The 26396-nt window shown below is 69.9% G+C and carries 17 protein-coding genes and 1 pseudogene; 6 read left to right on the forward strand and 12 right to left on the reverse strand.

The features are described from left to right. Positions 1 to 75: 75 nt before the first annotated feature. Complete coding sequence (locus tag ACFY5C_RS03485; RefSeq protein WP_389439883.1) at positions 76 to 1407, forward strand: DUF2254 domain-containing protein; 1332 nt, start codon at positions 76 to 78, stop codon at positions 1405 to 1407. A 122-nt stretch (positions 1408 to 1529) separates the two neighbouring features. Here ACFY5C_RS03485 and ACFY5C_RS03490 read toward each other — a convergent pair whose 3' ends face one another. From ACFY5C_RS03490 to sucC, 3 genes are all read right to left on the reverse strand, one after another. Next, on the reverse strand, positions 1530 to 3074 hold the full coding sequence (locus ACFY5C_RS03490; protein ID WP_389439885.1) for an aldehyde dehydrogenase family protein: 1545 nt from the start codon (positions 3072 to 3074) through the stop codon (positions 1530 to 1532). Between the two features lie 110 nt (positions 3075 to 3184). After that, positions 3185 to 4069: a succinate--CoA ligase subunit alpha gene (sucD, locus tag ACFY5C_RS03495; RefSeq protein WP_389439887.1), complete on the reverse strand. Its 885-nt coding sequence runs from the start codon at positions 4067 to 4069 to the stop codon at positions 3185 to 3187. 14 nt (positions 4070 to 4083) lie between these two features. Next, complete coding sequence (sucC, locus tag ACFY5C_RS03500; RefSeq protein ID WP_389439889.1) at positions 4084 to 5214, reverse strand: ADP-forming succinate--CoA ligase subunit beta; 1131 nt, start codon at positions 5212 to 5214, stop codon at positions 4084 to 4086. A gap of 145 nt (positions 5215 to 5359) precedes the next feature. Between sucC and ACFY5C_RS03505 the strand changes: the two genes are divergently transcribed. From ACFY5C_RS03505 to ACFY5C_RS03525, 5 genes are all read left to right on the forward strand, one after another. After that, a complete protein-coding gene (locus ACFY5C_RS03505; RefSeq protein WP_389439891.1) occupies positions 5360 to 7042 on the forward strand; it encodes a thiamine pyrophosphate-binding protein in 1683 nt (560 codons plus the stop codon). A 9-nt stretch (positions 7043 to 7051) separates the two neighbouring features. Next, a complete protein-coding gene (frc, locus tag ACFY5C_RS03510; protein WP_389439893.1) occupies positions 7052 to 8284 on the forward strand; it encodes a formyl-CoA transferase in 1233 nt (410 codons plus the stop codon). Between the two features lie 4 nt (positions 8285 to 8288). Then, positions 8289 to 10433, forward strand: a complete 2145-nt coding sequence (locus ACFY5C_RS03515; RefSeq protein WP_389440694.1) for an acetate--CoA ligase family protein — start codon at positions 8289 to 8291, stop codon at positions 10431 to 10433. 121 nt (positions 10434 to 10554) lie between these two features. After that, entirely contained in the window at positions 10555 to 11943 is a 1389-nt protein-coding gene (locus tag ACFY5C_RS03520; RefSeq protein ID WP_389439895.1) for an OFA family MFS transporter, read from the forward strand. 1 nt (position 11944) lies between these two features. Then, a complete protein-coding gene (locus ACFY5C_RS03525; protein WP_389439897.1) occupies positions 11945 to 13333 on the forward strand; it encodes an OFA family MFS transporter in 1389 nt (462 codons plus the stop codon). A gap of 64 nt (positions 13334 to 13397) precedes the next feature. Here the strand turns inward: ACFY5C_RS03525 and ACFY5C_RS03530 are convergent, their stop codons facing one another. From ACFY5C_RS03530 to ACFY5C_RS03570, 9 genes and pseudogenes are all read right to left on the reverse strand, one after another. After that, the gene (locus ACFY5C_RS03530; RefSeq protein WP_389439899.1) at positions 13398 to 14456 is read right to left on the reverse strand and encodes a sugar phosphate isomerase/epimerase family protein; all 1059 of its coding nucleotides are present in this window, start codon (positions 14454 to 14456) and stop codon (positions 13398 to 13400) included. 114 nt (positions 14457 to 14570) lie between these two features. Further along, the gene (locus ACFY5C_RS03535) at positions 14571 to 16091 is read right to left on the reverse strand and encodes an alkaline phosphatase family protein (protein ID WP_389439901.1); all 1521 of its coding nucleotides are present in this window, start codon (positions 16089 to 16091) and stop codon (positions 14571 to 14573) included. Continuing rightward, positions 16088 to 17257 (reverse strand): metabolite traffic protein EboE, encoded by a 1170-nt coding sequence (eboE, locus tag ACFY5C_RS03540; RefSeq protein ID WP_389439903.1) that lies wholly within the window; start codon positions 17255 to 17257, stop codon positions 16088 to 16090. The genes ACFY5C_RS03535 and eboE overlap by 4 nt, the downstream gene beginning before the upstream one ends. 3 nt (positions 17258 to 17260) lie before the next feature. Continuing rightward, entirely contained in the window at positions 17261 to 18241 is a 981-nt protein-coding gene (locus ACFY5C_RS03545) for a TatD family hydrolase (protein WP_389439905.1), read from the reverse strand. Continuing rightward, positions 18241 to 19020, reverse strand: coding sequence for an EboA domain-containing protein (locus tag ACFY5C_RS03550; protein ID WP_389439907.1), 780 nt, complete (start codon positions 19018 to 19020; stop codon positions 18241 to 18243). Before ACFY5C_RS03550 ends, ACFY5C_RS03545 begins: the two co-directional genes overlap by 1 nt. Further along, positions 19017 to 19982 (reverse strand): sugar phosphate isomerase/epimerase family protein, encoded by a 966-nt coding sequence (locus tag ACFY5C_RS03555; RefSeq protein WP_389439909.1) that lies wholly within the window; start codon positions 19980 to 19982, stop codon positions 19017 to 19019. The genes ACFY5C_RS03550 and ACFY5C_RS03555 overlap by 4 nt, the downstream gene beginning before the upstream one ends. Further along, positions 19979 to 20947, reverse strand: a complete 969-nt coding sequence (locus tag ACFY5C_RS03560; protein WP_389439911.1) for an SCO3242 family prenyltransferase — start codon at positions 20945 to 20947, stop codon at positions 19979 to 19981. The genes ACFY5C_RS03555 and ACFY5C_RS03560 overlap by 4 nt, the downstream gene beginning before the upstream one ends. A gap of 472 nt (positions 20948 to 21419) precedes the next feature. Further along, positions 21420 to 22550, reverse strand: a pseudogene (locus ACFY5C_RS03565) (inositol-3-phosphate synthase); the annotation flags it as partial. A gap of 83 nt (positions 22551 to 22633) precedes the next feature. Next, positions 22634 to 26350, reverse strand: coding sequence for a ThuA domain-containing protein (locus ACFY5C_RS03570; RefSeq protein WP_389439913.1), 3717 nt, complete (start codon positions 26348 to 26350; stop codon positions 22634 to 22636). Positions 26351 to 26396: the final 46 nt, after the last annotated feature.

Raw genomic sequence — 26396 nt, forward strand, 5'->3', positions numbered from 1 at the left:
GTGCCTTTCACCTGCGTTTCCGTCCACCGGGCGGGGGTCCGGGACCACACGGCCCGATGCCCTTAGGGTCGCATCATGAGTGACTGGACGGTTACGCAGAGCCCCGCCGCAGGGCGTCGCCCGCGTCCGCTGTCGCCCCTCAGGGAGCATCTGCGGGACACGTTCTGGTTCGCCCCGACGGCTGCAATGGTGGCTGTCTTCGTGGTCTGGGTGGGGGCTCAAGCACTCGACGCAGCCATCGTCGAGGCGCTCCAGAAGGACGGCGACTACGAGACGCTCGACGAGCTGCTGCGGTTCGCGGACGACGCGAAGGCCGTTGTGAGCGCTGTCGCCTCGGCGATGATGACCTTCATCGGTGTGGTCTTCAGCATCTCGCTCGTGGCCGTGCAGATGGCGAGCGGGCAGTTCACCCCGCGCGTGGTCCGGCTCTTCGTGCGGAGCCGGATCACCAAAGCGACCTTCGCGGTCTTCCTGGCGACCTTCGTGCTGAGCCTGCTGGTGCTGACCGCCTTCGACACCGCCGACGATGCCCGTACCGTCACGACGGTGCCTTTGGTGCAGTCGGTTCTCACCCTCTGCATGGTCGCGTTGAGCCTGCTGCTCTTCGTGCTGTACGTGAACACCACTCTGCGACTGATGCGGATCAGCCACGTGATCGCACGGATCGCCACGGAGTCCTTCCGCGTGGCCGCGACGGTGCCCGTGTCGGCGGACGGAACGGACACGCCCGACCTCGGCACCGCGACCGCTTGGGTGCCGCACGAGGGCCGGGCGGGGGTGCTGCGGGACGTGCACATCACGCGGTTGGTCCGGACGGCTCGCAAACACGGGGTGGTGCTGCGGCTGCTCCCTCGGATCGGGGACTTCGTGGTGCCTGGTACGCCCCTGCTGGCGGTGCACGGCGGTGCGGCCCCGCCACGCCGGGCGCTGCGGTACACGATCTCGGTGGGTGTGGAGCGGACCTACCACCAGGATCTCGGCTTCGGGCTGCGCCAGTTGTCGGACATCGCGCTGCGCGCCCTGTCGCCCGCGATCAACGACCCGACGACCGCCGTCCAGGCGCTGGACCGTGTCGTCCAGTTCCTGGCCGCGCTGAGCCGTCGGCCGCTGGACGCCGCCCTGCACCGGGACCGGCGCGGGGCCGTGCGCCTGGTGCAGCCCGTGCCGGGGTGGACCGAGCTGGTGGATCTCGGGTTCACCGAGGTACGGGGCTGCGCCATCGGCAACCCGCAGGTCTCACGGCGCATGCTGGCCGGACTGGACGACCTTCTTCTGCTCGCACCGCCGGAACGCAGCGAGCCGCTCTCGCGCCACCGCGAACTCCTCCACCAGGCGGTCGACCGCGCCGAGCAGTTCCCGTCGGACCGCGCGTTCGCCCTGCATCCGGACCGCCAGGGCATCGGCTGACCGATTGCAGGTCAACCAGGGGCGCGCCAGGCCCCCCTGGGCCATCGCGTCGGCGACCGACGCCGGGCACCCACGCGGCAGAACCGCGTGGCGAACCCGGCGTCGAACTCGACGCCCCCTCCTCACGGGCCGAGCTGATACTCCGGGAAGTTCCCGGGCAACCGCTCTCCGGCCGGCCCCTGTGTCACCGCGCGCACCAGCAGTTCGCCGCCGACGAACGCCCCGCGCCAGGACGCGCCGAACCCCCCGAACAGTTCGTCACGGTCGCCCCGGGAGCGCGGCTTGCCGTGGCCGACCTTGAACGCACGGATCTGCGGGGCCAGGCGCTCGTACGTCGCCCGGTCGTCGGTGGACAGCGTGGCGACCAGCGCGCCGTTGGACGCGTTCATCGCCGCCAGCAGCTCCGCCTCGGTGTCGACCAGGACGATGGTGTCGACCGGGCCGAAGGGTTCCGCGTGGTGGAGCGGGGAGGACGGCGGCGGATTGAGCAGCGTGACCGGCTGGACGTACGCCGAGGTGTCCTGGCCGGGCAGGAAGCGGGCGTCAGCCGGCTTGCCCCGGTGCAGCGGGACGGCGCCCCGGTCGATCGCCTCCGCCACCTGGTCCTGGAGTTCCTTGGCCTTGGCAGCGTTGATCACCGGCCCGAAGTCCAGTTGCGGGAAGGGGTCGTCGTCCCGTTTCTCCACCGCCAGTGGGTGGCCGACCCTGAGCGTGCGCACCGCCGGGAGGTACGCCGCGAGGAACTCGTCGAACAGCTCGCGCTGAACGACGAAGCGCGGGTACGCCGTACAGCGCTGCTTGCCGTAGTCGAAGAGCTTGGGCACGACCGCCGTGAGCGCGTCCCAGTCCGTGTAGTTCCAGATGCCCCAGGTGTTGAGTCCTTCCTGTTCGAGTACGTGTCGTTTGCCGAGGTCGGCGACGGCCGTGGCCACCGCGGCGCCGGTGTCGCGGCCGCCGACGAAGGAGACGCAGCCGATCTCGGGCGCCCGCACCAGTGCCTCCGACAGCTCGCCCCCGCTGCCGCTGACGAGGGTGACGGGAATTCCCTCGCGGGCGGCCAACGCGCAGGCCAGGGTCAGACAGGCGACACCGCCGTCGGTCGGGGTCTTCGCGATGACCGCGTTGCCTGCCAATGCCTGTACCAACACTGCGTGAACGAGCACGCTCATCGGGTAGTTCCAGCTCGCGATGTTGGACACCGGGCCGTCCAGCGGGGCCCGGCCGGTGACCATCGGCTCGATGCCGTCGACGTACCAGCGCACGCCGTCGATGGCCCGGTCGACGTCCGCCCGGGCCAGCCGCCAGGGCTTGCCGATCTCCCAGACGAGCAACAGGGCGAGCAGGTCCCGGTGCTGGGTCAGGGCGTCGAGGGTTGCCGCGACGCGGGCTCGGCGCTCGTCCAGCGGGATGTGCCGCCAGGCGCGGTGCTGGTCCAGCGACGCGCGCACGGCCTGGTGGGCGGTGGCCCGGTCCAGGCGCGGCGGGCCGGCGATCGGGCTGCCGTCGACGGGGCTGGTGGCGGGCAGGGCCCGGCCGTCCGCCTGCCAGGTGGAGTTCCAGAGGTTGAGGACGCGGTCGTCCCGGAAGGCCTCGGGGGCGACCGCGAGGCAGCGCTGCCAGGCGTCGGTCCACGAGGTGCCGGATTTGAGGGTGAGGGTGGTTGCCATGGGGTTCTCCGCTCTCGGTGCACAATCGGGGGCGGTCGTTGATGGCTACGGCGGAAGTTAGCGGCGTGCGGCAACTCCTGAAAGTGACCTCACGCCGACTATGAGTGACGTCACGCCTCGACGCCCAGGCGGTCCAGCACCAGGCGCGCGGTCTCGGTGGGTGTGCTGCCGACTCCCACGCCGACCGCTTCCAGTGCTTCCTGCTTCGCCGCCGCCGTGCCGGACGAGCCGGACACGATCGCGCCCGCGTGCCCCATCGTCTTGCCCTCGGGGGCGGTGAATCCGGCGATGTAGCCGACGACCGGCTTGGTGACGTGATCGCGGATGTAGGCGGCCGCGCGCTCCTCCGCGTCGCCGCCGATCTCCCCGATGAGGACGATGAGTTCGGTGTCGGGGTCGTCCTGGAAGGCTGCCAGGCAGTCGATGTGGGTGGTGCCGACGACCGGATCGCCGCCGATGCCGACACATGTGGAGAAGCCGATGTCGCGCAGCTCGTACATCAGTTGGTAGGTGAGCGTGCCGGACTTGGAGACCAGACCGATGCGGCCGGGCTTGGTGATGTCGGCCGGGATGATGCCGGCGTTGGACTGGCCGGGGGTGATCAGGCCCGGGCAGTTGGGGCCGATGACGCGAGTGCCCTTGGCCTTCGCGTACGAGGCGAAGGCGACGGAGTCGTGGACCGGGATGCCCTCCGTGATCACGACGGCGAGCCCGATGCCGGCGTCGGCGGCCTCGACCACGGCCGCCTTGGTGAAGGCGGGCGGCACGAAGACCACGGTCACGTCGGCGCCGGTCGCGCGCATCCCGTCGGCGACCGACCCGAACACGGGGACGGCTCGGTCGTCGAAGTCGACGGTGCGGCCGGCCTTGCGCGGGTTGACGCCGCCGACGACGTTCGTGCCGGCGGCGAGCATGCGCCGGGTGTGCTTCATGCCCTCGCCGCCGGTCATGCCCTGGACGAGGACCTTGCTCTCCTTGGTGAGGTAGATGGCCATGTCGTCACGTCTCCTCAGGCTGTGGTGGCGAGTTGGGCGGCCCGCAGCGCGGCGCCGTCCATGGTGGTGGCCTGCTGGACCAGGGGGTGGGCACGGTCGTCGAGGATGGCCCGGCCCCGGGCCGCGTTGTTCCCGTCGAGGCGCACGACGAGAGGCTTGGTCAACTGGACTGTGTCCAGGGCCTGCACGATGCCGTCCGCGACGGCATCGCACGCGGTGATCCCGCCGAAGACGTTGACGAAGACCGACTTCACGGCCGGGTCGGACAGGATGACCGACAGACCGTCGGCCATGATCTGGGCCGATGCGCCGCCGCCGATGTCGAGGAAGTTCGCGGGGCGGGCGCCGCAGCCCGCGACGACGTCGAGGGTCGACATGACGAGGCCGGCGCCGTTGCCGATGATGCCGACCTCGCCGTCGAGCTTGACGTAGTTGAGACCCTTGGCGGCCGCCGCGGCCTCCAGCGCGTCGTCGTGTTCCACGCCGTCCGCGCCCCAACGCGCCTGCCTGAAGCGGGCGTTGTCGTCGAGGGTGACCTTGCCGTCGAGGGCGAGGATCTGCCCCTGCCCGGTGCGGACCAGCGGGTTCACCTCCACCAGGACGGCGTCCTCGCGGACCAGCACCTCCCAGAGCCGTATGAGGACGTCGACGGTCTGCGACGGCAGTCCGGCCGCTTGCGTGATCTCGGCGGCCTTCGCGGAGGTGACGCCCTCGGCGGGGTCGACGGGGATGCGGGCCACGGCCTCCGGCCGGCTTGCGGCCACCTCCTCGATGTCCATGCCGCCTTCGGCCGAGGCGATGGCGACAAAGCCACCCGCCGCCCGGTCGAGCACGTAGGACACGTAGAACTCGGTCTCGATGTCGACGGGTTGGGCCAGCATCACCTTGCCGACCGTGTGGCCCTTGATGTCCATGCCGAGGATCTGGCGTGCCGTGAGCTCGGCAGCGGCAGGGTCCGCGGCGAGCTTCACGCCGCCCGCCTTGCCCCGGCCACCGGTCTTCACCTGAGCCTTGACCACGACCCGGCCACCGAGCCGACGTGCGATCTCGCGGGCTTCCTTGGGCGAGTCGGTCACCTCTGCCCGCGGCACCAAGATGCCGTATTCCTCGAAAAGTTCCCTTGCCTGGTGTTCGTACAGGTCCATTCCGGCTCCTGACTCGAAAGTGCCGCACGCCCCCTGGACACCACCCACCGGATGCGGGATAACAAGGTTCATACAGTATTCGTCGACTGTATGCAATGTACCGCGAGAGCCGTTCCACCCCCCTACGAAGGGACAGGACTTCGCCATGCCCGACGACACACAGGACGTCATTTCCGGTGGTCATCTCGTTGCCAAGGCGCTGAAGGCCGAGGGGGTCGACCGCATCTACACCTTGTGCGGCGGCCACATCATCGACATCTACGACGGCTGCGTCGACGAGGGCATCGAAGTCGTCGACGTCCGTCACGAACAGGTCGCCGCCCACGCCGCCGACGGCTACGCCCGCATCACCGGCAAGCCCGGCTGCGCGGTCGTCACCGCGGGTCCCGGCACCACCGACGCCGTCACCGGTGTCGCCAACGCCTTCCGCGCCGAGTCCCCGATGCTGCTCATCGGCGGCCAGGGCGCCCTCACCCAGCACAAGATGGGGTCCCTCCAGGACCTGCCGCACGTCGACATGATGACGCCGATCACCAAGTTCGCGGCCGCCGTCCCGGACACGGCACGCGCGGCGGACATGGTGTCGATGGCGTTCCGCGAGTGCTACCACGGTGCGCCCGGGCCCTCCTTCCTGGAGATCCCGCGCGACGTCCTCGACGCCAAGGTACCGGCGGCCAAGGCGCGTGTGCCCAAGGCCGGCGCCTACCGTGCCTCCACCCGCTCGGCCGGCGACCCCGAGGCCATCGAGAAGCTCGCCGACCTGCTGGTCCACGCCGAGAAGCCGGCCATCCTGCTCGGCAGCCAGGTGTGGACGACACGCGGCACCGAGGCGGCCATCGAGCTCGTCCGCACCCTCAACATCCCCGCGTACATGAACGGGGCAGGTCGCGGCACGCTCCCGCCCGGCGACCCGCACCACTTCCAGTTGTCACGGAGGTACGCCTTCTCCAACGCCGATGTCATCGTCATCGTCGGCACGCCCTTCGACTTCCGCATGGGCTACGGCAAGCGGCTGTCGCCGGACGCGACCGTCGTGCAGATCGACCTCGACTACCGCACCGTCGGCAAGAACCGCGACATCGACCTCGGGGTCGTGGGCGACGCCGGGCTGGTGCTGAAGTCGGTCACCGAGGCCGCCTCCGGACGCGTCAACGGGGGCGCGTCGAAGCGCAAGGAGTGGCTCGACGAGCTGCGCGCCGCCGAGCAGACCGCCCTCGAGAAGCGGCTGCCGAGCCTGAAGTCGGACGCCTCACCGATCCACCCGTACCGGCTGGTCAGCGAGATCAACGACTTCCTCACCGAGGACTCGATCTACATCGGCGACGGCGGCGACATCGTCACCTTCTCCGGGCAGGTCGTGCAGCCCAAGTCGCCCGGACACTGGATGGACCCGGGCCCGCTGGGCACGCTCGGCGTCGGGGTGCCGTTCGTGCTCGCGGCCAAGCAGGCCCGGCCCGACAAGGAGGTCGTCGCGCTCTTCGGCGACGGCGCGTTCTCCCTCACCGGCTGGGACTTCGAGACTCTCGTCCGCTACAACCTCCCCTTCGTCGGCATCGTCGGCAACAACTCCTCCATGAACCAGATCCGCTACGGCCAGGCCCAGAAGTACGGCCTGGAGCGCGAGCGGGTCGGCAACACGCTCGGCGACGTCCACTACGACAAGTTCGCGCAGATGCTGGGCGGTTACGGCGAGGAGGTGCGAGACCCCGCCGACATCGGCCCCGCGCTGCGCCGAGCCCGCGAGTCCGGAAAGCCCTCGCTGATCAACGTCTGGGTCGACCCCGACGCGTACGCCCCCGGAACCATGAACCAGACCATGTACAAGTGAGGTGACCTGGTGACGACCAAGGCTCTCGAAGGCATCCGCGTCCTGGACATGACGCACGTCCAGTCCGGCCCCTCCGCGACCCAGCTGCTCGCCTGGCTCGGCGCGGACGTCGTCAAGCTGGAGGCGCCGACCGGTGACATCACGCGCAAGCAGCTGCGCGATCTCCCGGACGTGGACTCCCTCTACTTCACGATGCTCAACTGCAACAAGCGGAGCATCACCCTCAACACCAAGACCGATCGCGGCAAGGAGATCCTCACCGAGCTGATCCGGCGCTCCGACGTCATGGTCGAGAACTTCGGACCGGGCGCGGTCGACCGCATGGGCTTCACCTGGGACCGCATCCAGGAGATCAATCCGCGTATCGTCTATGCCTCCATCAAGGGGTTCGGCGACGGTCCGTACACCAACTTCAAGGCGTACGAGGTCGTCGCGCAGGCCATGGGCGGGTCGATGTCGACCACCGGTTTCGAGGACGGGCCGCCGCTGGCGACCGGAGCCCAGATCGGGGACTCGGGGACGGGTGTGCACGCCGTCGCGGGGATTCTCGCGGCGCTGTTCCAGCGCGAGAACACCGGGCGTGGGCAGCGGGTCAACGTGGCCATGCAGCACGCTGTACTCAACCTGTGCCGGGTGAAGCTGAGGGACCAGCAGCGCCTGGCACATGGGCCGCTTGCTGAATATCCGAACGAGGACTTCGGCACGGAAGTTCCCCGCTCGGGGAACGCGTCCGGCGGCGGTCAGCCCGGCTGGGCGGTCAAGTGCGCGCCGGGCGGCCCGAACGACTATGTGTACGTCATCGTGCAGCCGGTCGGCTGGCAGCCGCTCAGCGAGCTCATCGGCCGGCCCGAACTCGCCGACGACCCGGAGTGGGCGACGCCGGAGGCCCGGCTGCCCAAGCTCGGCAAGATGTTCCAGCTGATCGAGGAGTGGTCCTCGACGCTGCCCAAGTGGGAGGTGCTGGAGCGGCTCAACGCGCACAACATCCCGTGCGGGCCGATCCTCTCCACCAAGGAGATCATCGAGGACTCCTCGCTGGTCGCCAACGAGATGGTCGTCACCGTGCCGCACCCGGAGCGGGGTGACTTCGTGACCGTCGGCAGCCCGCTGAAGCTCTCCGACTCGCCCGTCGAGGTGAGCAGTTCGCCGCTGCTCGGCCAGCACAACGAAGAGGTCTACATCGGCGAGCTCGGCCTCGGCGACGAGGAAATGCGCCTGCTCAAGTCGAACGGAGTGATCTGACGTGATGGCCGAAGACCGCGTCCTGCGGGTGCGCACGCTCCTCGATTCCGTGCGGGGGGAGGGACGCACCGCGCTGACCGCGCCCGAGGGCAAGGTGATCGCCGACGCGTACGGGATCGCCGTGCCGGGCGAGGAACTCGCGACGGACGTCGACGAGGCGGTGGCGTACGCGGCGCGCTTCGGCGGGCCGGTGGTGATGAAGATCGTCTCGCCCGACATCCTGCACAAGACCGACGCCGGCGGCGTGATCGTCGGGGTCGAGGGCGCGACGGACGTACGGGCCGCCTTCCACAAGATCATCGACAACGCCCGCGCGTACAACGCGGATGCCCGCATCGAGGGCGTGCAGGTCCAGGAACTGCTCCCGCAGGGGCAGGAGGTCATCGTCGGCGCGGTCACCGACCCGACGTTCGGGAAGGTCGTCGCTTTCGGGCTCGGCGGGGTGCTCGTCGAGGTCCTCAAGGACGTCACGTTCCGGCTCGCGCCGGTGGACGCCGAAGAGGCGCTGTCCATGCTGGACTCGATCCGGGCGGCGGAGATCCTGCGCGGCGTGCGCGGCCAGGCTGCCGTGGACCGATGGGCGGTCGCCGAGCAGATCCGCCGTGTCTCGCAGCTCGTGGCGGACTTCCCCGAGATCGCCGAGGTGGACCTCAATCCGGTGATCGCGACCGCGGAGGGGGCGGTCGCGGCCGATATCCGCGTGATCCTCTCCGAAGCACCCGCGAAACCGCGTCGCCGCTACTCGCGCGAGGAGATCCTCACCTCGATGCGCCGGCTGATGCAGCCGTCGTCGGTCGCCGTCATCGGTGCCTCCAACGAGCAGGGCAAGATCGGCAATTCGGTCATGCGCAACCTCATCGATGGTGGTTTCGCCGGGGACATCCATCCGGTGAACCCCAAGGCCGATGACATTCTGGGCCGCAAGGCGTACAAGAGTGTCACGGACGTTCCCGGTGAGGTGGATGTGGCGGTCTTCGCTATCCCCGCCAAGTTCGTGGCCTCGGCGCTGGAGGAGGTGGGACGCAAGGGGATCCCGAACGCCGTGCTGATCCCCTCCGGGTTCGCGGAGACCGGTGAGCACGAACTCCAGGAGGAGATCGTGGCCATCGCCGAGCAGCACGGGGTCCGGCTGCTCGGGCCGAACATCTACGGCTACTACTCGACGTGGCAGGACCTGTGCGCCACGTTCTGCACGCCGTACGACGTCAAGGGCGGAGTGGCGCTGACCTCGCAGTCCGGCGGCATCGGCATGGCCATCCTGGGCTTCGCACGGACCACGAAGACGGGCGTGTCGGCGATCGTCGGCCTCGGCAACAAGTCGGACCTGGACGAGGACGACCTGCTGACCTGGTTCGGCGAGGACCCGCACACCGAGTGCATCGCGATGCACCTGGAGGACCTCAAGGACGGGCGCGCCTTCGTCGAGGCCGCGCGGGCGACCGTACCGAAGAAGCCGGTCGTCGTCCTCAAGGCTGGTCGTACGGCGGCGGGCGCCAAGGCCGCGGGCTCGCACACCGGAGCCCTCGCCGGCGACGACGCCGTGTACGAGGACATCCTGAAGCAGGCCGGTGTCATCCGGGCGCCCGGACTCAACGACATGCTGGAGTACGCGCGCGGGTTGCCGGTCCTGCCCGCTCCCAAGGGCGACAACATCGTGATCATCACAGGGGCCGGCGGCAGCGGCGTACTGCTGTCGGACGCGGTGACCGACAACGGGCTGTCCCTGATGGAGATCCCGCCGGACCTGGACGAGGCCTTCCGGAAGTTCATCCCGCCCTTCGGGGCCGCGGGCAACCCGGTGGACATCACCGGGGGCGAGCCGCCGTCGACGTACGAGGCGACGATCCGGCTCGGTCTGGAAGATCCGCGCATCCACTCACTCGTGCTCGGCTACTGGCACACGATCGTCACTCCCCCGATGGTCTTCGCCGAGCTCACCGCGCGCGTGGTGGCCGAATTCCGGGAGCGCGGCATAGAGAAGCCTGTTGTCGCTTCTCTCGCGGGTGACGTGGAGGTCGAGGAGGCCTGCCAGTACCTCTACGAGCGCGGGGTCGTGGCGTACCCGTACACCACCGAGAAGCCGGTGGCGGTGCTCGGCGCCAAGTACCGGTGGGCGCGGGCGGCCGGACTGTTGGGGGGCGGTTCATGAGGTGAGGCAGCGGGGGGCCGGCCGACGGTGCGCGTCGGCCGGCCCCGGGACCCGCGCGCGCACGAAAGGCATTGGACAGGGGGCGCTGGCCAGAACTTTCGACGCAAGGGGTGCAACTAACGTGACAACCACTGACGTTCCAAGGGTCGCCGCCTATCGGGAGGTGGCCGACAAGAACGGACGCGTCTACCGCGTGGGCGAGTCCGACATCGACATCATGGGTCGAAAGCGCAAGTGGATGGTGATCCTCCCCTGGATCGGCATGATGGGCATCTCCTCCGCCGAGTACGCGTTCGCGTCGGCCGAGGACACCCTGCACACCGCGCACAGCTGGAACAGCATGCACATCTTCTGGATGATGACCGTCTGGGTCTTCTTCCAGGCCGCGGTGGCCTTTCCCGCGGGCAAGCTGCGTGAGAGCGGAAAGCTACCGGCCCGCTGGGCGATGATGTGCGGCGCGACAGGCACGTTGCTGGGCTACCTGTCCTTGGCATTCGCGCCGCATGTCGTCTTCGCCTATATCGGCTTCAGCATGTTCAGCGGCATGGGCGCGGGCATGGTGTACGCCACCTGCGTCAACATGGTGGGCAAGTGGTATCCGGAGCGCAAGGGCGGCAAGACCGGGTTCGTCAACGGCGGTTTCGCCTACGGCTCGGTGCCCTTCGTCTTCATCTTCAACGGCTACATGGACCTGACCAACTTCCGCTGGGTGCTGGTCTCGGTGGGTGTGTTCCTGGCCGGAATCGTGGCGTTCTCGGGCTACTTCTTCAAGGACCCGCCGAAGAACTGGTGGCCGGCCGAAATCGACCCGCTCAACCCGCCGAAGGACCCGCGCGCGGCGCGCTCCATGCGGATGAACCCGCCGGCGGTCCACCAGTACTCCCCCAAGGAGGCGTGGAAGACGGGCCGGGTGGCCCTGATGTGGTTCTGTCTGGCGTGCACGTCCGGCGTGAACATCTTCGGTATCGCGTTCCAGGTGGACATCGGCGAGGAAGCCGGATTCGCGGGCGGGATCGTGGCCACGGCCATGTCGCTCAAGGCGATCGTCAACGGTACCGGCCGTGGCGTCATCGGCTGGCTCTCCGACCTCTACGGCCGCAAGCGGTGCCTGCTCGCCGTGTGCGTCATCCTGGGCCTCGCCCAGTTCGGCATCCTCTGGTCGGCGGACAGCAAGAACCTGACCCTGTTCCTGGTCTTCTCCGCGATCTCGGGCTTCGGCGGCGGCGCCATCTTCCCGATGTTCGCGGCGCTCACCGCCGACTACTTCGGCGAGAACAACAACGCGTCCAACTACGGCATGGTCTACAGCGCCAAGCTCGTCTCGGGCCTCGGCGCGGGCATGGGTGCCGTGGTCGTCAGCGCGTGGGGGCACTCCGGTGCCTTCATCCTGGCCGGCTCCATCTCCCTCTTCGCCGGCTGCGTGGCGCTGTTCCTGAGGCCACCGGGACGCGACAAGGAAGACGACCGCATCGTTCCCAACCCACGACCGCTCGGCGAGGACATGGCCTGACATGACGGCAGATCCGTACGCAGGAAGCAGTTCGTCCGCACCATCCGACGCCGCACACCGTCCCTACCGCGAGGTGACCGACGCGCGAGGCCGCGTCTACCGCATCGGCGAGACCGACCGCGACATCCTCGGTCACTCCCGCAAGTTCATGGTGTATCTCCCGTGGATCGCCATGATGGCCATCAGCGTCTTCGAATACGCGTACGGCTCCGCGGAGGACACCCTGTCCCACGCGCACGGCTGGACGCAGAGCAACACCTTCTGGATCCTGAGCGTCTGGGTGTTCTTCCAAGCAGGCATCGCGTTCCCGGCGGGCTGGCTGCGGGAGAAGGGCATCCTGACGGCCCGCACCGCCATGTACATCGGCTCCGGCATGTGCCTGCTGGGGTTCCTCGCCCTGTCACACCTGGGCAATGTCTGGCTCGCGATCCTCGGATTCGGCGTCATCGGAGGTATCGGCGCCGGTCTGATCTACGCGACCTGCATCAACATGGTCGGCAAGTGGTTCCCCGAGCGGCGCGGCGCCCGGACCGGGTTCGTCAATGGCGGGTTCGCGTACGGATCTCTGCCGTTCATCTTCATCTTCAACTACGGGTTCGACACCGCGAACTACCACCGGGTGCTGGACCTGATCGGCTGCTACATCATGATCGTCGTCCTGGGATGCGCATTCTTCTTCAAGGACCCCCCGAAGAACTGGTGGCCCGCCGACATCGATCCTCTGCAGCACACGGGCGACCGGAAGAACGCGGTGAGCCTGGCCAAGAACCCTCCGGCGGTGAAGCAGTACACGCCCCGAGAGGCCATCAGGACAGGCATGCTCCCACTGATGTGGCTGTCCATCGTCCTGACCGCCGGCGTATCGATCTTCGGCATCTCCTTCCAGGTCGACTACGCCAAGGAAGTCGGCTTCGGCCCACTCGTCGCGGCTTCGTCGATGGGCGTGATGGCGGTCATCAACGGCATCGGCCGCGGTGTCGTGGGCTGGCTGTCCGACCGCTGGGGCCGCAAGTCGACCCTGGTGTTCGTGATCGTCGTCCTGGGCCTCGCCCAGTTCGGTGTGATCTGGGCCGGCGACGTCAGGAGCGAGTGGCTGTTCCTGACCTTCGCCTTCCTCTCCGGCTTCGGCGGCGGCGCGTTCTACCCGCTCTTCGCGGCGCTCACCCCGGACTACTTCGGAGAGAACTACAACGCAACCAACTACGGCCTCGTCTACAGCGGCAAGCTGATCAGCGGCCTGTTCGGCGGCGGTCTCGGCTCCATGGTGGTCGCGGCCTGGGGCTACGACGGCGCGTACGCGCTCGCCGGCGGCGTGTCGATGGTGGCGGCGGGGATTGCGTTGCTGTTGCGGCAGCCGGGCCGCACCGCGATGCCGTATCCCGCACCCTGACAGGTCGCGAACGTGAGGAGGCCCTCCCCGTCCTGGGGAGGGCCTCCTCACGTCGCTACGACGGTCAGCACTTCTCCCGCAGCGAGTGAAGATGCTCGCTCGAACGGCGAGCGAACGTGAGGGAGTCGGTCGGGTTGTCGTGCTCCGCCTGCCAGTGATGGGCGAATCGCTGGCCGCGCAGCTTGGTTACGGCCGAGATGAACCGCTTGTAGTCGATGTCGCCGTCGCCGACGTCGACCATGTCGTAGCCGTACTGGTTCGACGGGTCGCTCACGCCGTCCTTGACGTGGAAGAGCGGGTAGCGGTGCGGCTGCTTCAGCACGTAGTCGAGCGGTTCGAAGGGGGCGGCTGAGCCGTCGGGTCGCTTCGAGAAGCGGAACTGGCCCGAGTACGCCCAGAAGATGTCCATCTCCAGGAAGACGAGGTCGGGGTCGGTCTCGGCGAGCAGCACGTCGTAGAGACGGACCTTGGGGTTGTCGGTGGCGAAGGAGAACTCCTCGGAGTGGTTGTGCTGGTAGAACTTCATGCCGCGCGCCCTCGCCGCCGCGCCGTACGTGTTGAACTCCTCGGCGGCGCGCTTCCAGGCGTCGACGGTGGAGCCGTAGCGGAACGGCCCGGAGGCGGTTCCTATGTGCTTCAGGCCGAGGGCCTGGGCGTCGTCGAGGACCTTGGTGAGGTTCTGCGCGAAGGTGTAGGCGCCCGGGTCGTCGGAGTAGTAGCCGACGTGGCTGCCGATCGGGTTCAGGCCGTGGTTCCTGGCCAGTCGCTTGAGCTGGGCGAGGGTGATCGGGCCGGATGAGCCCTGGGTGTAGCCGGCGAACTCGACCTCGTCGTAACCGTACTTCTCCAGTTCGGCGAAGACGGGGGCGAAGCCGAGCGTGGAGACCTTGTCGCGCAGGCTGTACAGCTGGATGCCGAGGCGGCCGGGCGGGAGAACGGGACGGCCATGGCCGCGGCTGCCGGAGGCTGGGGCGGGTGCGGATGCAGTGCCGGGTGCGGCGGTCGCGTTGGTTGCGGCGGCGCCCAGCAGCGCGGCGGCCGTGGTGCCCGCCGCCACGCCCAGCATGCCTCGTCTGGTGAGGCGGTGGGTGAGTTCGGGGTCCGTCTGGGAAAAGCGGCTCATGCCTGGAACTCCCTGTGATCGAAGGCCGTTGTCAGTGGTGAGTGCTTCACTTGTGACCAGTCGGAAGTAACGGGTCGCTGGGACCGGCGAGCGATGCGTGCCGGTCGTGATCCGTCAGCCGAGACCGGCGAGTTGGAGCAGGAGTGACTTCACATCGGTGGCCGCGACGCGGTCACCGACAGCGCGGGGGGTGGAGCAGATGAGGAGCGGACCGTCGTCGTCGCTCGCAGGAAGGCGGCCGTGGCTGCCGCGAATAGGTGACGGATCCAGAGGCACGACCGCCATGCGGTAACGCATGCCGAGTTTCTTGCGGGCCAGCGCAGTCGCCGCCTTGACCTTGACGTAGGGGTCGAGAGGATCCATGAAGAGTTCGACCGGGTCGTAGCCGGGTTTGCGATGGATCTCGACGAGTCGCGCGAAGTCGGGCGCGCGGTCGTCGTCCAACCAGTAGTAGTACGTGAACCACGCGTCCGGCTCCGCGACGGCGACGAGCTCGCCGGAGCGCGGATGGTCGAGATGGTGGGCCTTCTTGCCCTCGTCGTCGAGGAGTTGCCCGATGCCGGGCAGTCCGTCCAGTGCGGCCCGGGTGGCATCGAGGTCTTCCGGCCGGCGCACGTAGACGTGCGCGATCTGGTGGTCGGCGACGGCGAAGGCACGTGAGGCCATCGGGTCGAGGTACTCCATGCCGTCCTGGGTGTGCACCTCCAGCAGGCCCGCCCGCCGCAGGGCCCGGTTGATGTCCACGGGTCGGTCCGCGCGGGTGATGCCGTATTCGGAGAGCGCGACCACGGTACGGCCCTCCGCCCGGGCGTCGTCCAGGAGCGGGGCCATGGCCGTGTCCAGGTCGGCGGCCGCTTTCAGCGAGCGCGGGTCGTCGGGTCCGAAGCGCTGCAGGTCGTAGTCGAGGTGAGGGAGGTAGCAGAGGGCCAGGTCTGGGTGCCGGGTGCGGATGATGTGACGGGTCGCGTCGATGATCCAGCGGCTGGAGACGAGGTCCGCCCCGGGGCCCCAGAAGTGGAACAGCGGGAAGGTGCCCAGCTTCTCGGTGAGTTCGTCGTGCAGAGCGGGCGGCCTGGTGTAGCAGTCGGGTTCCTTGCGGCCGTCGGAGTAGTAGATCGGACGAGGGGTGACCGTGATGTCGGTGTCGGCGCCCATCGCGTACCACCAGCAGATGTTGGCGACGGTGTAACCGGGGTGGGCGCGGCGGGCGGCGTCCCAGAGTTTGTCACCGGCGACCAGGCCGTTGTGCTGGCGCCACAGGAGTACGTCGCCGAGGTCACGGAAGTACCAGCCGTTGCCCACGATGCCGTGCTCCGACGGGTGGGTGCCGGTCAGGAACGTGGACTGGGCGGCGCAGGTCACGGCGGGCAGGACGGTTCCCAGCGGCGCGTGGGAACCGGACTGGGCGAGGGTCTTGAGGTGAGGCATGTGGTTGAGGAGACGGGGGGTGAGGCCGACGACGTCGAGGACGAGGAGAGGGGTGGGTCGGCTCGCGACGGAGACGTCCGCCGGTCGGGCTTCTTGACCGGTGGTCGGGACTGACGAGGCCGGTCGCTCGGACCCGGCGGCTTCCGGTCGCTCGGGCGCGGCGGGCCTCTGTCGCTCGGACCCGGCGGGCCCCGGTTGCTCGGTCATGGCAGCTCCTTCAGGCCAAGGTCCGTCAACAGGTCGCGGGCGAGGGTGAGTTCGGCGGCGATGCCGTCGGCGAGCTGGCTGCGGGCGCGGGGTCGCAGTTCGGCCGGGAGGGCCTGCCAGGTGTAGGTCTCGACCTCGAGATGGCGGGTGAGCGGGCGCGGTCCGCCGACCAGGCGGGTCAGTGCGGCCTTGAGTACCGGGAGTGTGGAGGTGAGGGGCGCGGCGGGAGCCGCGTGGAGCGGGACATGGAAGTGGGCGCGCCACGGTGAGGCGTCAGGCAGGGCGTCGCCCTTGAGCGCCTCGCCCAGGTCGTCGGCCCCGCGCAGGCCGGCGGCGGTGGCGGTGCGGGTCTGGTGCAGGAAGCGGGGTTCGTCGAAGGCGGCGAGGGCCTCGCGGACTTCGAGGAGATGGGGGTGTTCGGCGTGCAGGGCGGCCGAGAGCTGGGACTTGACGACCGGTACGCCGGCTTGGGCGAGCGAGTCCATCGCGGTGTGCGGGTCTTCGAACGATGTGGCGAGGTGACAGGTGTCGACGCAGATGCCGATGCGGTCGTGGCCGATCGCGGTGAGCGGGGCGATGGCATCGCCGGTGGTCTCGACGATGCAGCCGGGCTCGGGTTCGAGGCCGACGCGGATGTCGCGGCCGGTCAGCTCCCGCAGGGCATCGAGGCGTTGAGCGAGGGTGAGCAGTGCGGTCCGGGCGATCTCGGCGCCGCGCTCGTCATAGGCGGTGCGCCAGGCGAGAGGCAGTGTGGAGATGCTGCCTTCAGTGACGTCGTCGGGGAGCAGGCCGGCGAGGACCCGGGCCAGGGCGGTGGTGTGGTCGAGGCGCTCGGGATCGGTCCAGTCCGGCTTGTAGACGCGGTACTTGACCTCTTCGGCACCGAAGCCTTCGTACGGGAAGCCGTTGAGGGTGACGACCTCGAGGCCACGCCCGTCCAGTTCCGTCCGCAGACGGCGCAGGGCGGACGGGTCGGTGACGAGGGCGTGGGCGGCGTCCTTGGCGAGCCACAGGCCGATGCCGAGGCGGTCGCGGCCGAGCCGTCGGCGGACGGGTTCGCAGTGGTCGCGGAGTTGGGCGAGGACGCCGTCGAGGGTCTCGGCCGGATGGACGTTGGTGCAGTACGCGAGGTGGACGGTGGAGCCGTCGGGGTGGCGGAAGCGCATGGATCACGCCCCCGGGGCCGGGACGGCGGTCGTGCGGTCCCGCTCTCCTGGAGCGGCTACCGGTCCATCGGTGTCCTTGGGTGCGTCGGCCGATTCCTTGGGGTCCATAGGTGCGCCGGCCGATTCCTTGGCGTCCTTCGGGGCGCCGCGGAGGATGGAGTTGCCTTCGTGGGTCGCCTCCGGGGTCGCGACGTCGAGGGTGAGACGGCCGCTGAGCCCGTAGAAGGCAACGGGGTTACGCCACAGCACCAGGTCGACGTCGTCCTCGCCGAAGCCTTCGGCGAGCATCAGGTCCGCGACCTTGCGGGTCTTGAGGGGGTCGCTCCTGCCCCAGTCGGCGGCGGAGTTCACCAGCACCTGTTCGGGCCCGTACTCACGGAGGATCGCGACCATCCGCTCCTCGTCCATCTTGGTGTCGGGATAGACGGAGAAGCCGAGCCAGCAGCCGCTGTCCTTGGCCTCCTTGACCGTGGTCTCGTTGAGGTGGTCGACCAGGACGCGGTCCGTGGGCAGCTCGGACTCCCGGACGACGTCAAGGGTGCGACGCAGGCCGGCCAGCTTGTCGCGGTGCGGGGTGTGGACGAGTGCGGGCAGTTCGTGGTCGGCGGCGAGCTGGAGCTGGGCTGCGAGGGCGGTGTCCTCGGCGGGGGTCATCGAGTCGTAGCCGATCTCGCCGACGGCGACGACCTGGTCCTTGACGAGATAGCGGGGCAGCTCGTCGAGGACCGGAACACAGCGCGGGTCGTTCGCCTCCTTGGGGTTGAGGGCGAGGGTGCAGTGGTGGGCGATGCCGTATTGGGCGGCGCGGAAAGGCTCCCAGCCGAGGAGGGAGTCGAAGTAGTCGAGGAAGGAGGCCGCAGAGGTACGGGGTTGGCCGAGCCAGAAGGAGGGCTCGACGACGGCGCGGACGCCGACGGTGTGCATGGCCTCGTAGTCGTCGGTGGTGCGCGACGTCATATGGATGTGGGGGTCGAAGAGGCGCATCAGGACTCCTTGCCGTCGGTGCCGTGGGGGCCGTGGGGGGCCGGCGGGGTGGCTCTGGGGTCGGTCAGGGTCAGGACGCGGTGCAGATCCTCGGGGACCGGACGGCCTGCCGCGGTGCGTTCGGCCGCGTAGTCGCCGAGCATGCGGGCGAGCTCCGCGTCGTCGCGGGCACGACGGTCCAGCTCGGCGACCGTGGCGACCGGCACACCGGTGAACAGGCACTTCAGGACGGCGTGGCGCCACTGGTGAGCGTCGAGGTGCCGGGCGGCATAGGGGCCGACGGCGGCGGTGAGGAGGCTCGTGTCGTTGGTGCGCAGGGCGTCCTCGACAAGAGGGAGGGCCTCGGGGCCGGGCACGAGGTGGGGCAGCGCGTGCAGGACGGCGCGGCGTTCGGCGGCGGTGCCCTGGAAGTAGACACGCGTGAGGGCGTCGGCGTCGGCGCGGGCCGCGTGCAGGATGAGGACGCGAGCGGCATCGGCGTACTCGGAACCGCAACGGCGGCCGGCCTCCGCGATGCGCAGCTCCCATGTGGAGATGGGCCCGTGAGTGCCGGGATGGGCAGCGGCCTCGTCGATGGCCCGGCGCAGCCAGGCACGGCCGGCGGCATCGAGGTGGGCTGTGACATGGCCGCGCAACTCTGCGGGTGGGGCCGGCGTGGTGGCGGGACCGGACGGCTGCACGGTGTCCCGACGGGGTTCCGTGTCGGCCCGGGCGTTCGTGAGCGGGTGGCCCTCGGTGTCCGCGCCCGGGGTCGCCGGGCTGATGCGGGGCTGGGTCATGAGGTGCTCCCTTCAGGGGTGGCGGAGGGATCGCCGTGCGATGGGACAGGAACGGGAGATCTGAGGTGCGTGGCCTCGGCGTGGCGGAGGAACGGGAGGGAGAGTTCGGCGAAGTGCGGACCCGCGTGGGAGTGGCGGGGCAGTTCCACGACGGTCAGGCCTTGGTAACCGGTGGCGGCGAGGGCCGCGAGCACCGGTGGGAAGTCGATCTCGCCGTCGCCGAAGGGGAGGTGTTCATGGATGCCGCGGCGCATGTCCTCGATCTGGACGTGCCGCAGCCAGGGGGCGGCGGCACGTATGCAGTCGGCGGGAGAGAGGGCTTCGAGGCACTGGCAGTGGCCGATGTCGAGGGTCAGGCCGAGGTGGTCCAGGTCGCCCAGTGTGCGACGGAGTCGGTGGAAGTCGGCGAGGGTGGCGAGGAGGTGACCGGGTTCGGGTTCGACGGCGAGTGGGACGCCGGCAGTGGTGGCGGCGTCCAGGACCGGTGTGAGTGCTTCGGCGAAACGGTCCCAGGCCGTGTCCGGATCGGTGCCCGCCGGCGTGACTCCGCTGAAGCAGTGCACGGCGTGGGCGCCGAGGTCGGCGGCGACCCGGACGGCCCGGATCAGCAGGTCGACGCGGCGGGCGCGGTCGTCCGGGTCGGGGTCCAGCAAGGAGGGGCCGTGCTTGCGGCGCGGATCGAGTACATAGCGGGCGCCGGTCTCCACCGTGACGTCCAGACCGAGCGTGTCCAACCGCTGCGCGAGGCGGCGCGTGCGGGCTGCGAGGTCCGGGGCGAGCGGGTCGAGGTGCATGTGGTCGAGCGTCAGGCCGACGCCGTCGTAGCCGAGGTCAGCGAGCAGGGCGAGGGCGTCGTCGAGGCGGAGGTCGGCGAGGCCGTTGGTGCCGTAGCCGAAGCGGAGGGGGACGCGGGGCGAGGCCGGTTCGCCGGGGTCTGGCGCCGGGTGGGGCCGAGGGCTCATGTGACGCTCACCTTCTTCGCGTACTTCCGTCCGATCGGGGCAAGCGCGGCGACGGCCACGGCGGTGAGCCCGGATCCGGCGCGGGCCGCGAGCGCTGCCTGGAGCGGGATGGTGGCGCGGATGCCGCCGCCTACGGCTCGCTGGGTCAGGGGTGGTGAGGGGTTGAGAGCGGCGTGGGCGTAGGGGCGGCCGGCGGTCGCGGCGTAGGCGGTCGCCAGGGCGGTGCGCAGGGCCACGTCGAGCGTGTGGTCGGCCCTGTCCTGCGCGGGCGTGCGGCGTCCGGCGCCGATTTCCAAGCCGGGGGCGATGGCGGCGGTCCCTTCGCCGGCGCCCGTCGACGCGGCTCGCTTCGCTCCGCGCGCGCCTCGTGCCACGAAACCGGCGAGGGCGGCCGTCGCGGCGAGGGCCGCGAGGGGTGGCAGGGACGTGCCGCCCTGGGTCTCCCGGCGGGAGACGGTCGTAACGGCGAAGATGTGGGCGCCGAGGAGGGCGGCGGAGGGCAGCGCCTCCTGGGGCCGGCCGGTGGTGGCGGCGCCGAGGAGATGGTCGAGGCCGCGAGCGGCGGCCATGGCCACGGGGCCGACGGGCGTGTGCTTGAGGGCGAGGTCGTACGCCCAGACGGTGGCGGCCAAGGGTGCGGCCACAGCCAGTGCGGGGCGGCCGGCCCTGGCTGCCAGGCCGAGGCCGGCGGCGGTCATGACACAGGCCGCGGTGAAGGCGCAGGACGGCCTGATGCGGCCGGAGGGCAGGGGGCGGTGGGGGCGTTCGACGGCGTCCTCCGCGCGGTCCGCCCAGTCGTTGAGGGCCATGCCGGCCTCGTAGAGGCAGAGGGAGGAGCCAATGGCGAGCAGGGTGCGGCGGTTGGGTCGGCCCCCGGTGGCGACTGCACCGCTGAGGGCGTCGCCGGGGACGGTGAACAGGGCCGGGAGCCGCAGCAGTTCGGCCCAGGCGCGTCTACCGCTCACGGCCGCTCCCCGGAACGGGCTCGCGCGGATCGACGCCCTGTGCCGCAGCCTCCTCAACCGACCCACGCAAAACAGCGCCCCGCACCGCAGCCTCCTCCGCGGGCTCGCACGGATCGACGCCCTCTGCCGCAGCCTCCCCAACCGACCCACGCAAAACAGCGCCCCGCACCGCAGCCTCCTCCGCGGGCTCGCACGGATCGACGCCCTGTCCCGCAGCCTCCCCAACCGACCCACGCAAAACAGCGCCCCGCACCGCAGCCTCCTCCGCGGGCTCGCACGGATCGACGCCCTCTGCCGCAGCCTCCCCAACCGACCCGCGGTGACCGGCGTCCCGAGCGGCGGCCTCTCGGTGACCGGCTGTCCGGGCGGCGGCCTCTCGGTGACCGGCTGTCCGAGCGGCGGCCTCTCGGTGACCGGCTGTCCGGGCGGTCGCCCCGCCCCGAGCCGCCGCCCCCCGAGCGGTCTCGCCCTCGCCTGCCCGGCGGAGCCGCTCCCCCAGGCCCATCAGCGCCGCGTACTGCTCTCCCAGGCTCGACGGCCCGTCCCCCACCGGGTCCTTGAAGTAGAAGGCGAGGTCGGCGAGCGGGCCGGTGAAGCCGGCCTCGTGGGCGCGGGCCGTGAGGCGGGCCAGGTCCAGCACCAGGGGGGCCGCGAGAGCCGAGTCGCAGCCCTGCCAGATGGTCTGGAGGATCATGCGCGTGCCGAGGAAGCCGTCGAAGGCGATGTGGTCCCAGGCGGTCTTCCAGTCGCCGAGGGCCGGGACGTCGTCGATGTGGACCTCGCCCTCGGGGACGGTGCCGAGGGTGTCGGCGAGGACTCGTTCCTTGCCGGCGTTCTTCGCCGCGGCGGCAGCCGGGTCGGCGAGGGCGGCGCCGTCGCCGCCGCCGAGCAGGTTGGTGCCGGACCAGGCCCGTACGTTCAGCGCCCGCTGCGCGAACATCGGGCCCAGCACGGCCCGCAGCAGGGTCTGTCCGGTCTTGCCGTCCCGGCCCGCGTACGGCAGGCCGCTGCGCTCGGCCTCGCGGGCGGCGACGGGGTGATGCATGCCCTCGGAAGGGGTGAAGTTGATGTAGGGGCAGCCCGCGCGCAGGGCCGCGAGCGCGTACAGGGTGCTGGCGGGCAGCGGGGCGCCGAGCCCCGCGGACGCTGGTTCGGTTGAGGCGACGTTCACCACGACCGCCCGCGCCAGTTCATGGCGATGCACGAAGTCGCGTATGTCGTCGGCGAAGGCCGTGATCAGTTCGGCCTCGCTCCTGGTGTCCCCCGGGGCGGGGCCGCCTGGCCTGATCTCCCGGTCGGCGGCGGCGAGTTCGGCGGCGACGGCGGTGGCGACTCCGGGCGGGAGGACGCCGCCGGCGGTCAGGGTCTCGGCGCGTTTGGGCAGGGGGCAGTCGAGGGTGTCGTGGCCGCCGAAGACGAGGTCGGCCGGCGCGGGCAGGCCGCTGTCGGTGAAGGCCGGGGTCTCGCTCACCATGCCGGTGGGCGGGTGCAGTCCCGCGGTGACGGCGGCGCACCCCGTGACGACGGTGGTGGCGACGGAACCGCGGGCTCCGATCAGCCACACCCCCACACGCGGTCGGGAGAGGGACGCGGACGCGGACATGGGCAGCCTCCTGGTCGGTGCGCGAAACCCTGGGTGGGACAAAGACGGCGGGCGGGGGTCCGGCGTCCCCCGCCCGCCGCCGCTCAGCCGCCCTTGGTGGGCAGTTCCTTCAACTGGATGTTGCGGAAGGAGACCTGGTCGTCGGCACCGTGGTTCTGGAGGCCGATGTGACCGTCGGTCAGGCTCCGCTGGGGGTCCTTGTTGGTGAAGTCGTTGATCTTGACTCCGTTGAGGAACACCTGCAGGCGTTCGCCCTGGACCTTGATCTCGTAGGAGTTCCACTGGCCGGGCGGACGCAGGACCTGGTCGCGGGCCTTGATGTTCGCCGATTTGAACGAGTAGACGGATCCCGTGGTGCGCTCGGGCGCGTCCGTGGCGTCGATCTGGATCTCGTAGCCCTTGTTCACCGCGGACCAGGGGTCGTCGGAGGCCGGGAAGCCCACGAAGATCCCGGAGTTGTCGTCACCCTGCATCTTCCAGTCGAGCTTGAGGGAGTACGACTTCAGCTCCTTGGCCTGGTACCAGAGCAGGCCCATGCCGCCCTCGGACTCCAGGGTGCCGTCCTTGACGTTGAACTTGCCGGGGCCGGCCTGCTTCCACCCTTCCAGGGTCTGGCCGTTGAAGATCTTCCGGTAGTCCTTGCTCGGCTTGCAGTCCGCATTGACCTGGCCGGTGGCGTACTGCAGACCGCCGAGCAGGTGGGCCCGGAAGGCCTCCTCGGCGTAGGACTCCTTGGTGTGGCCGCCGCCGGTGTAGAAGGACCGGCCGCCGCCGTAGCTCTGGCACCAGGCGATCGGGTGGTCGCCCTTCATGTTCCCGCCCTGGTAGGTGGTCTCGTCCAGGGTGGCTAGGACCTTGGCCTGCTCACGCGGGTTGGTGCGGTAGTTGTACCACTCGTCGGTGCGCTCCCAGGCGTCACCGAGGTGCGCGGTCGACGGGTGGTCGTGGTCCTCGACGCGGACGGTGGCCTTCTGGATGGCCGGGTGCGAGTCGAAGTAGGCGCCGACGAGGCCGCCGTAGAACGCCCAGTCGTACTCGGTGTCGGCGGCGGCGTGGATGCCCAGGTAACCGCCCCCGCCCGCCACGTAGTTCTCGAACGCCTTCTGCTGCTCGGCGTTGAGGACATCACCGGTGGTGGACAGGAAGGCCACCGCGTCGTACTTGGCGAGGTTGGTCGTGGTGAACTGCCGGGCCTCCTCGGTCGCGTCGACCGTGATGCCGGCCGGGGCGCCGAGTTCCTTCAGGGCGGCGATGCCGGCCGGGATGGAGTCGTGCCGGAAGCCGGCGGTCTTGGAGAAGACCAGGACCTTCTTACCGTCCTTGAACGGCTGCTTGGAGAACTCGAAGTCGTCCACGTCGTACAGCGCGCCCTCGCCGCCCTTGAAGACCAGGTAGATCTGCGTCGTCTTCTTGGGCAGGGACCGCAGCGGTACGTCGACGTTCTGGAAGGTCTCCCAGCCGCCGGTCGGCGGGATGTGGGCCGAGCCGTGCAGCGGTCCGTCGGGCGAGCCGGTGCGCAGTTCGATGAAGCCGCCCGCGCCGCCGGAGGAGGCCCGCACGGTCATCTTCTTCTGCCCGTCGAACCGGTAGGGGGCGAAGGAGATCCAGTCGCCGTCGTTGATGTTGCCGACGGTCTTGCCGCCGTTGGCGCCGGTCTTGTCGATGACCGACACGCCCGACTGGGTGGTGAAGTGCTCAGCCTGGCGGTGCAGCGGCTGGAGGACGGTGCGAGCGGTGCCGGTCAGGGCCTCCTGGCCGTTGGCTCCGCCGTCGGTGTAGCTGGCGCCGACGACGCCGTAGATGTTGGCGTTGGGGTCGTGACCGCCGTCACCGGCGGGCGGCGTCAGGGTGCCCTCGCAGCCCATCTCGCTGGTCAGCTCGTGGGCGTGGGAGTCGTGGCCAAGGCTGTAGGCGACCTTGACCTTGGAGCAGTCGACCGTCTCCTCGGGGTCGGTGACGGTCACCTTGAACGGCACGGGCTTGCCGAACTCGGCCAGGGCGCCGTTGCCCGGGATGTCGATCTTCACCTTGGGCTCGGTGTTGCCGACCACGATCCGGGCGCTGGCGTTGCCGGTGTTGCCCTCGGGGTCCTTGGCGGTGAAGGTGGCGGTGTAGGTGCCGACCTTCTTGTACTGGTGGGTGGGGGTGAGTCCCTCGCCCTTGGTGCCGTCGCCGAAGTCCCAGCTGTAGGTGAGGTCCGGGGAGTCGGCGTCCTTGGCGGAGGCGGTGAACCTGACCTTCAGGCCGGCCGCTCCGGACGTCTTGTCGGCGCTCACTTCGGCGATCGGCGAGAAGCCGTCCTCGGCGTTCTCGATCCGGTACAGCGCGGAGTGCTCGTCACCCTGGAACCAGGAGATGCCGTAGTCGAGGACGTAGAGCGCGCCGTCGGGGCCGAACTCCATGTCCATGATCTGGGTGCCGGTCCACGGGAAGTCGTTGATCTTCGCGACGGAGCCGTCCTCGTTCTGCTCGATCCGCTTGATCCAGCGGCGGCCGAACTCACCCGCGAAGAAGTCGCCGTCGTAGGCCTCGGGGAACTTCACCTTGGAGTCGAGGTCGGGGTCGTAGCGGTAGACCGGGCCCGCCATCGGGGACTCGGAGCCGCTGCCGAACTCGGGCACGGAGCCGCCGTCGTACGGGATCCACGCGGCCTGCGCGGGCGGCAGGTCGGTGAGGCCGGTGTTGTACGGCGAGGTGTTCTTCGGGGCGGCGCAGTCGAACTTCTCGCCGGTGGTGCCGGTGGCGAAGTCGTAGTCGAAGTAGGCGTCGTTGTTCCCCGTGCAGAACGGCCAGCCGAAGTTGGCGGCCTTGGTGACCTTGGCGAACTCGACCTGTCCGGCCGGGCCCCGGGTGGGGCTGGCGGCGCCGGCGTCGGGGCCGTAGTCGCCGACGTAGACGATGCCGGTCCTGTCGTCGACGCTCATCCGGAACGGGTTGCGAAAGCCCATCGCGTAGATCTCGGGGCGGGTCTTCTCGGTGCCCGGAGCGAAGAGGTTGCCCTCCGGGACGGTGTACGAGCCGTCCTCGGCGACCTTGATGCGCAGGATCTTGCCGCGCAGGTCGTTGGTGTTGCCGGAGCTGCGGCGGGCGTCGAAGGCGGGGTTGCGGCCCTCGCGGTCGTCGATCGGCGTGTAGCCGTCGGAGGCGAAGGGGTTGGTGTCGTCGCCGGTCGACAGGTAGAGGTTGCCGGCCGCGTCGAAGTCGATGTCGCCGCCGACGTGGCAGCAGGTGCCGCGGGAGGCCGCGACGTCGATGACCTTCTTCTCGCTGGCCGTGTTCAGCGTGCCGTTGGCGTTCAGCACGAAGCGGGAGAGGCGGTTGACGCCGTCGAACTTCTTGAAGTCGTCGGCGGTGCCGGTCTCCGGGGCGTCGCCCGCGGGGGTGTCCAGCGGCGGGGCGTAGTAGAGGTAGATCGCCCGGTTGTTCTCGAAGTCCGGGTCGATGCCGACGCCTTGGAGGCCCTCCTCGTCGTGGCTGTAGACGTCGAGCTTGCCGGCGACCTTGGTGACGCCGCCCTGGTCGGTGAGGCGGAGCGTGCCGTCGCGCGAGGTGTGCAGGACGCTGCGGTTCGGGAGCACGGCGAGCGACATCGGCTCGCCCATCTCGGGTTCGCCCTTGGCGAGCGGCACCTGCTGGAACTGCCCCTCGGCCGCCGGTTCGTCGTGTTCCGGGTGGCCTGGGTGGGCGCCGGCGACGGTCGCCGGGGTCCCCACGGCCAGGAGCAGGCCGGTGAACAGGGCGACGGCGGTGCGAAGTCTCGGGCGCGGGGTGCGGGTGCTGCGGAGTCTGGTTCTGTGCACGAAGTCCCTCCGGGAACGGGTGGGCCGTACGGGGTGGGTGCGAAGA

This window comes from Streptomyces sp. NPDC012935 (assembly GCF_042900345.1).
Taxonomy (GTDB): Bacteria; Actinomycetota; Actinomycetes; order Streptomycetales; family Streptomycetaceae; genus Streptomyces.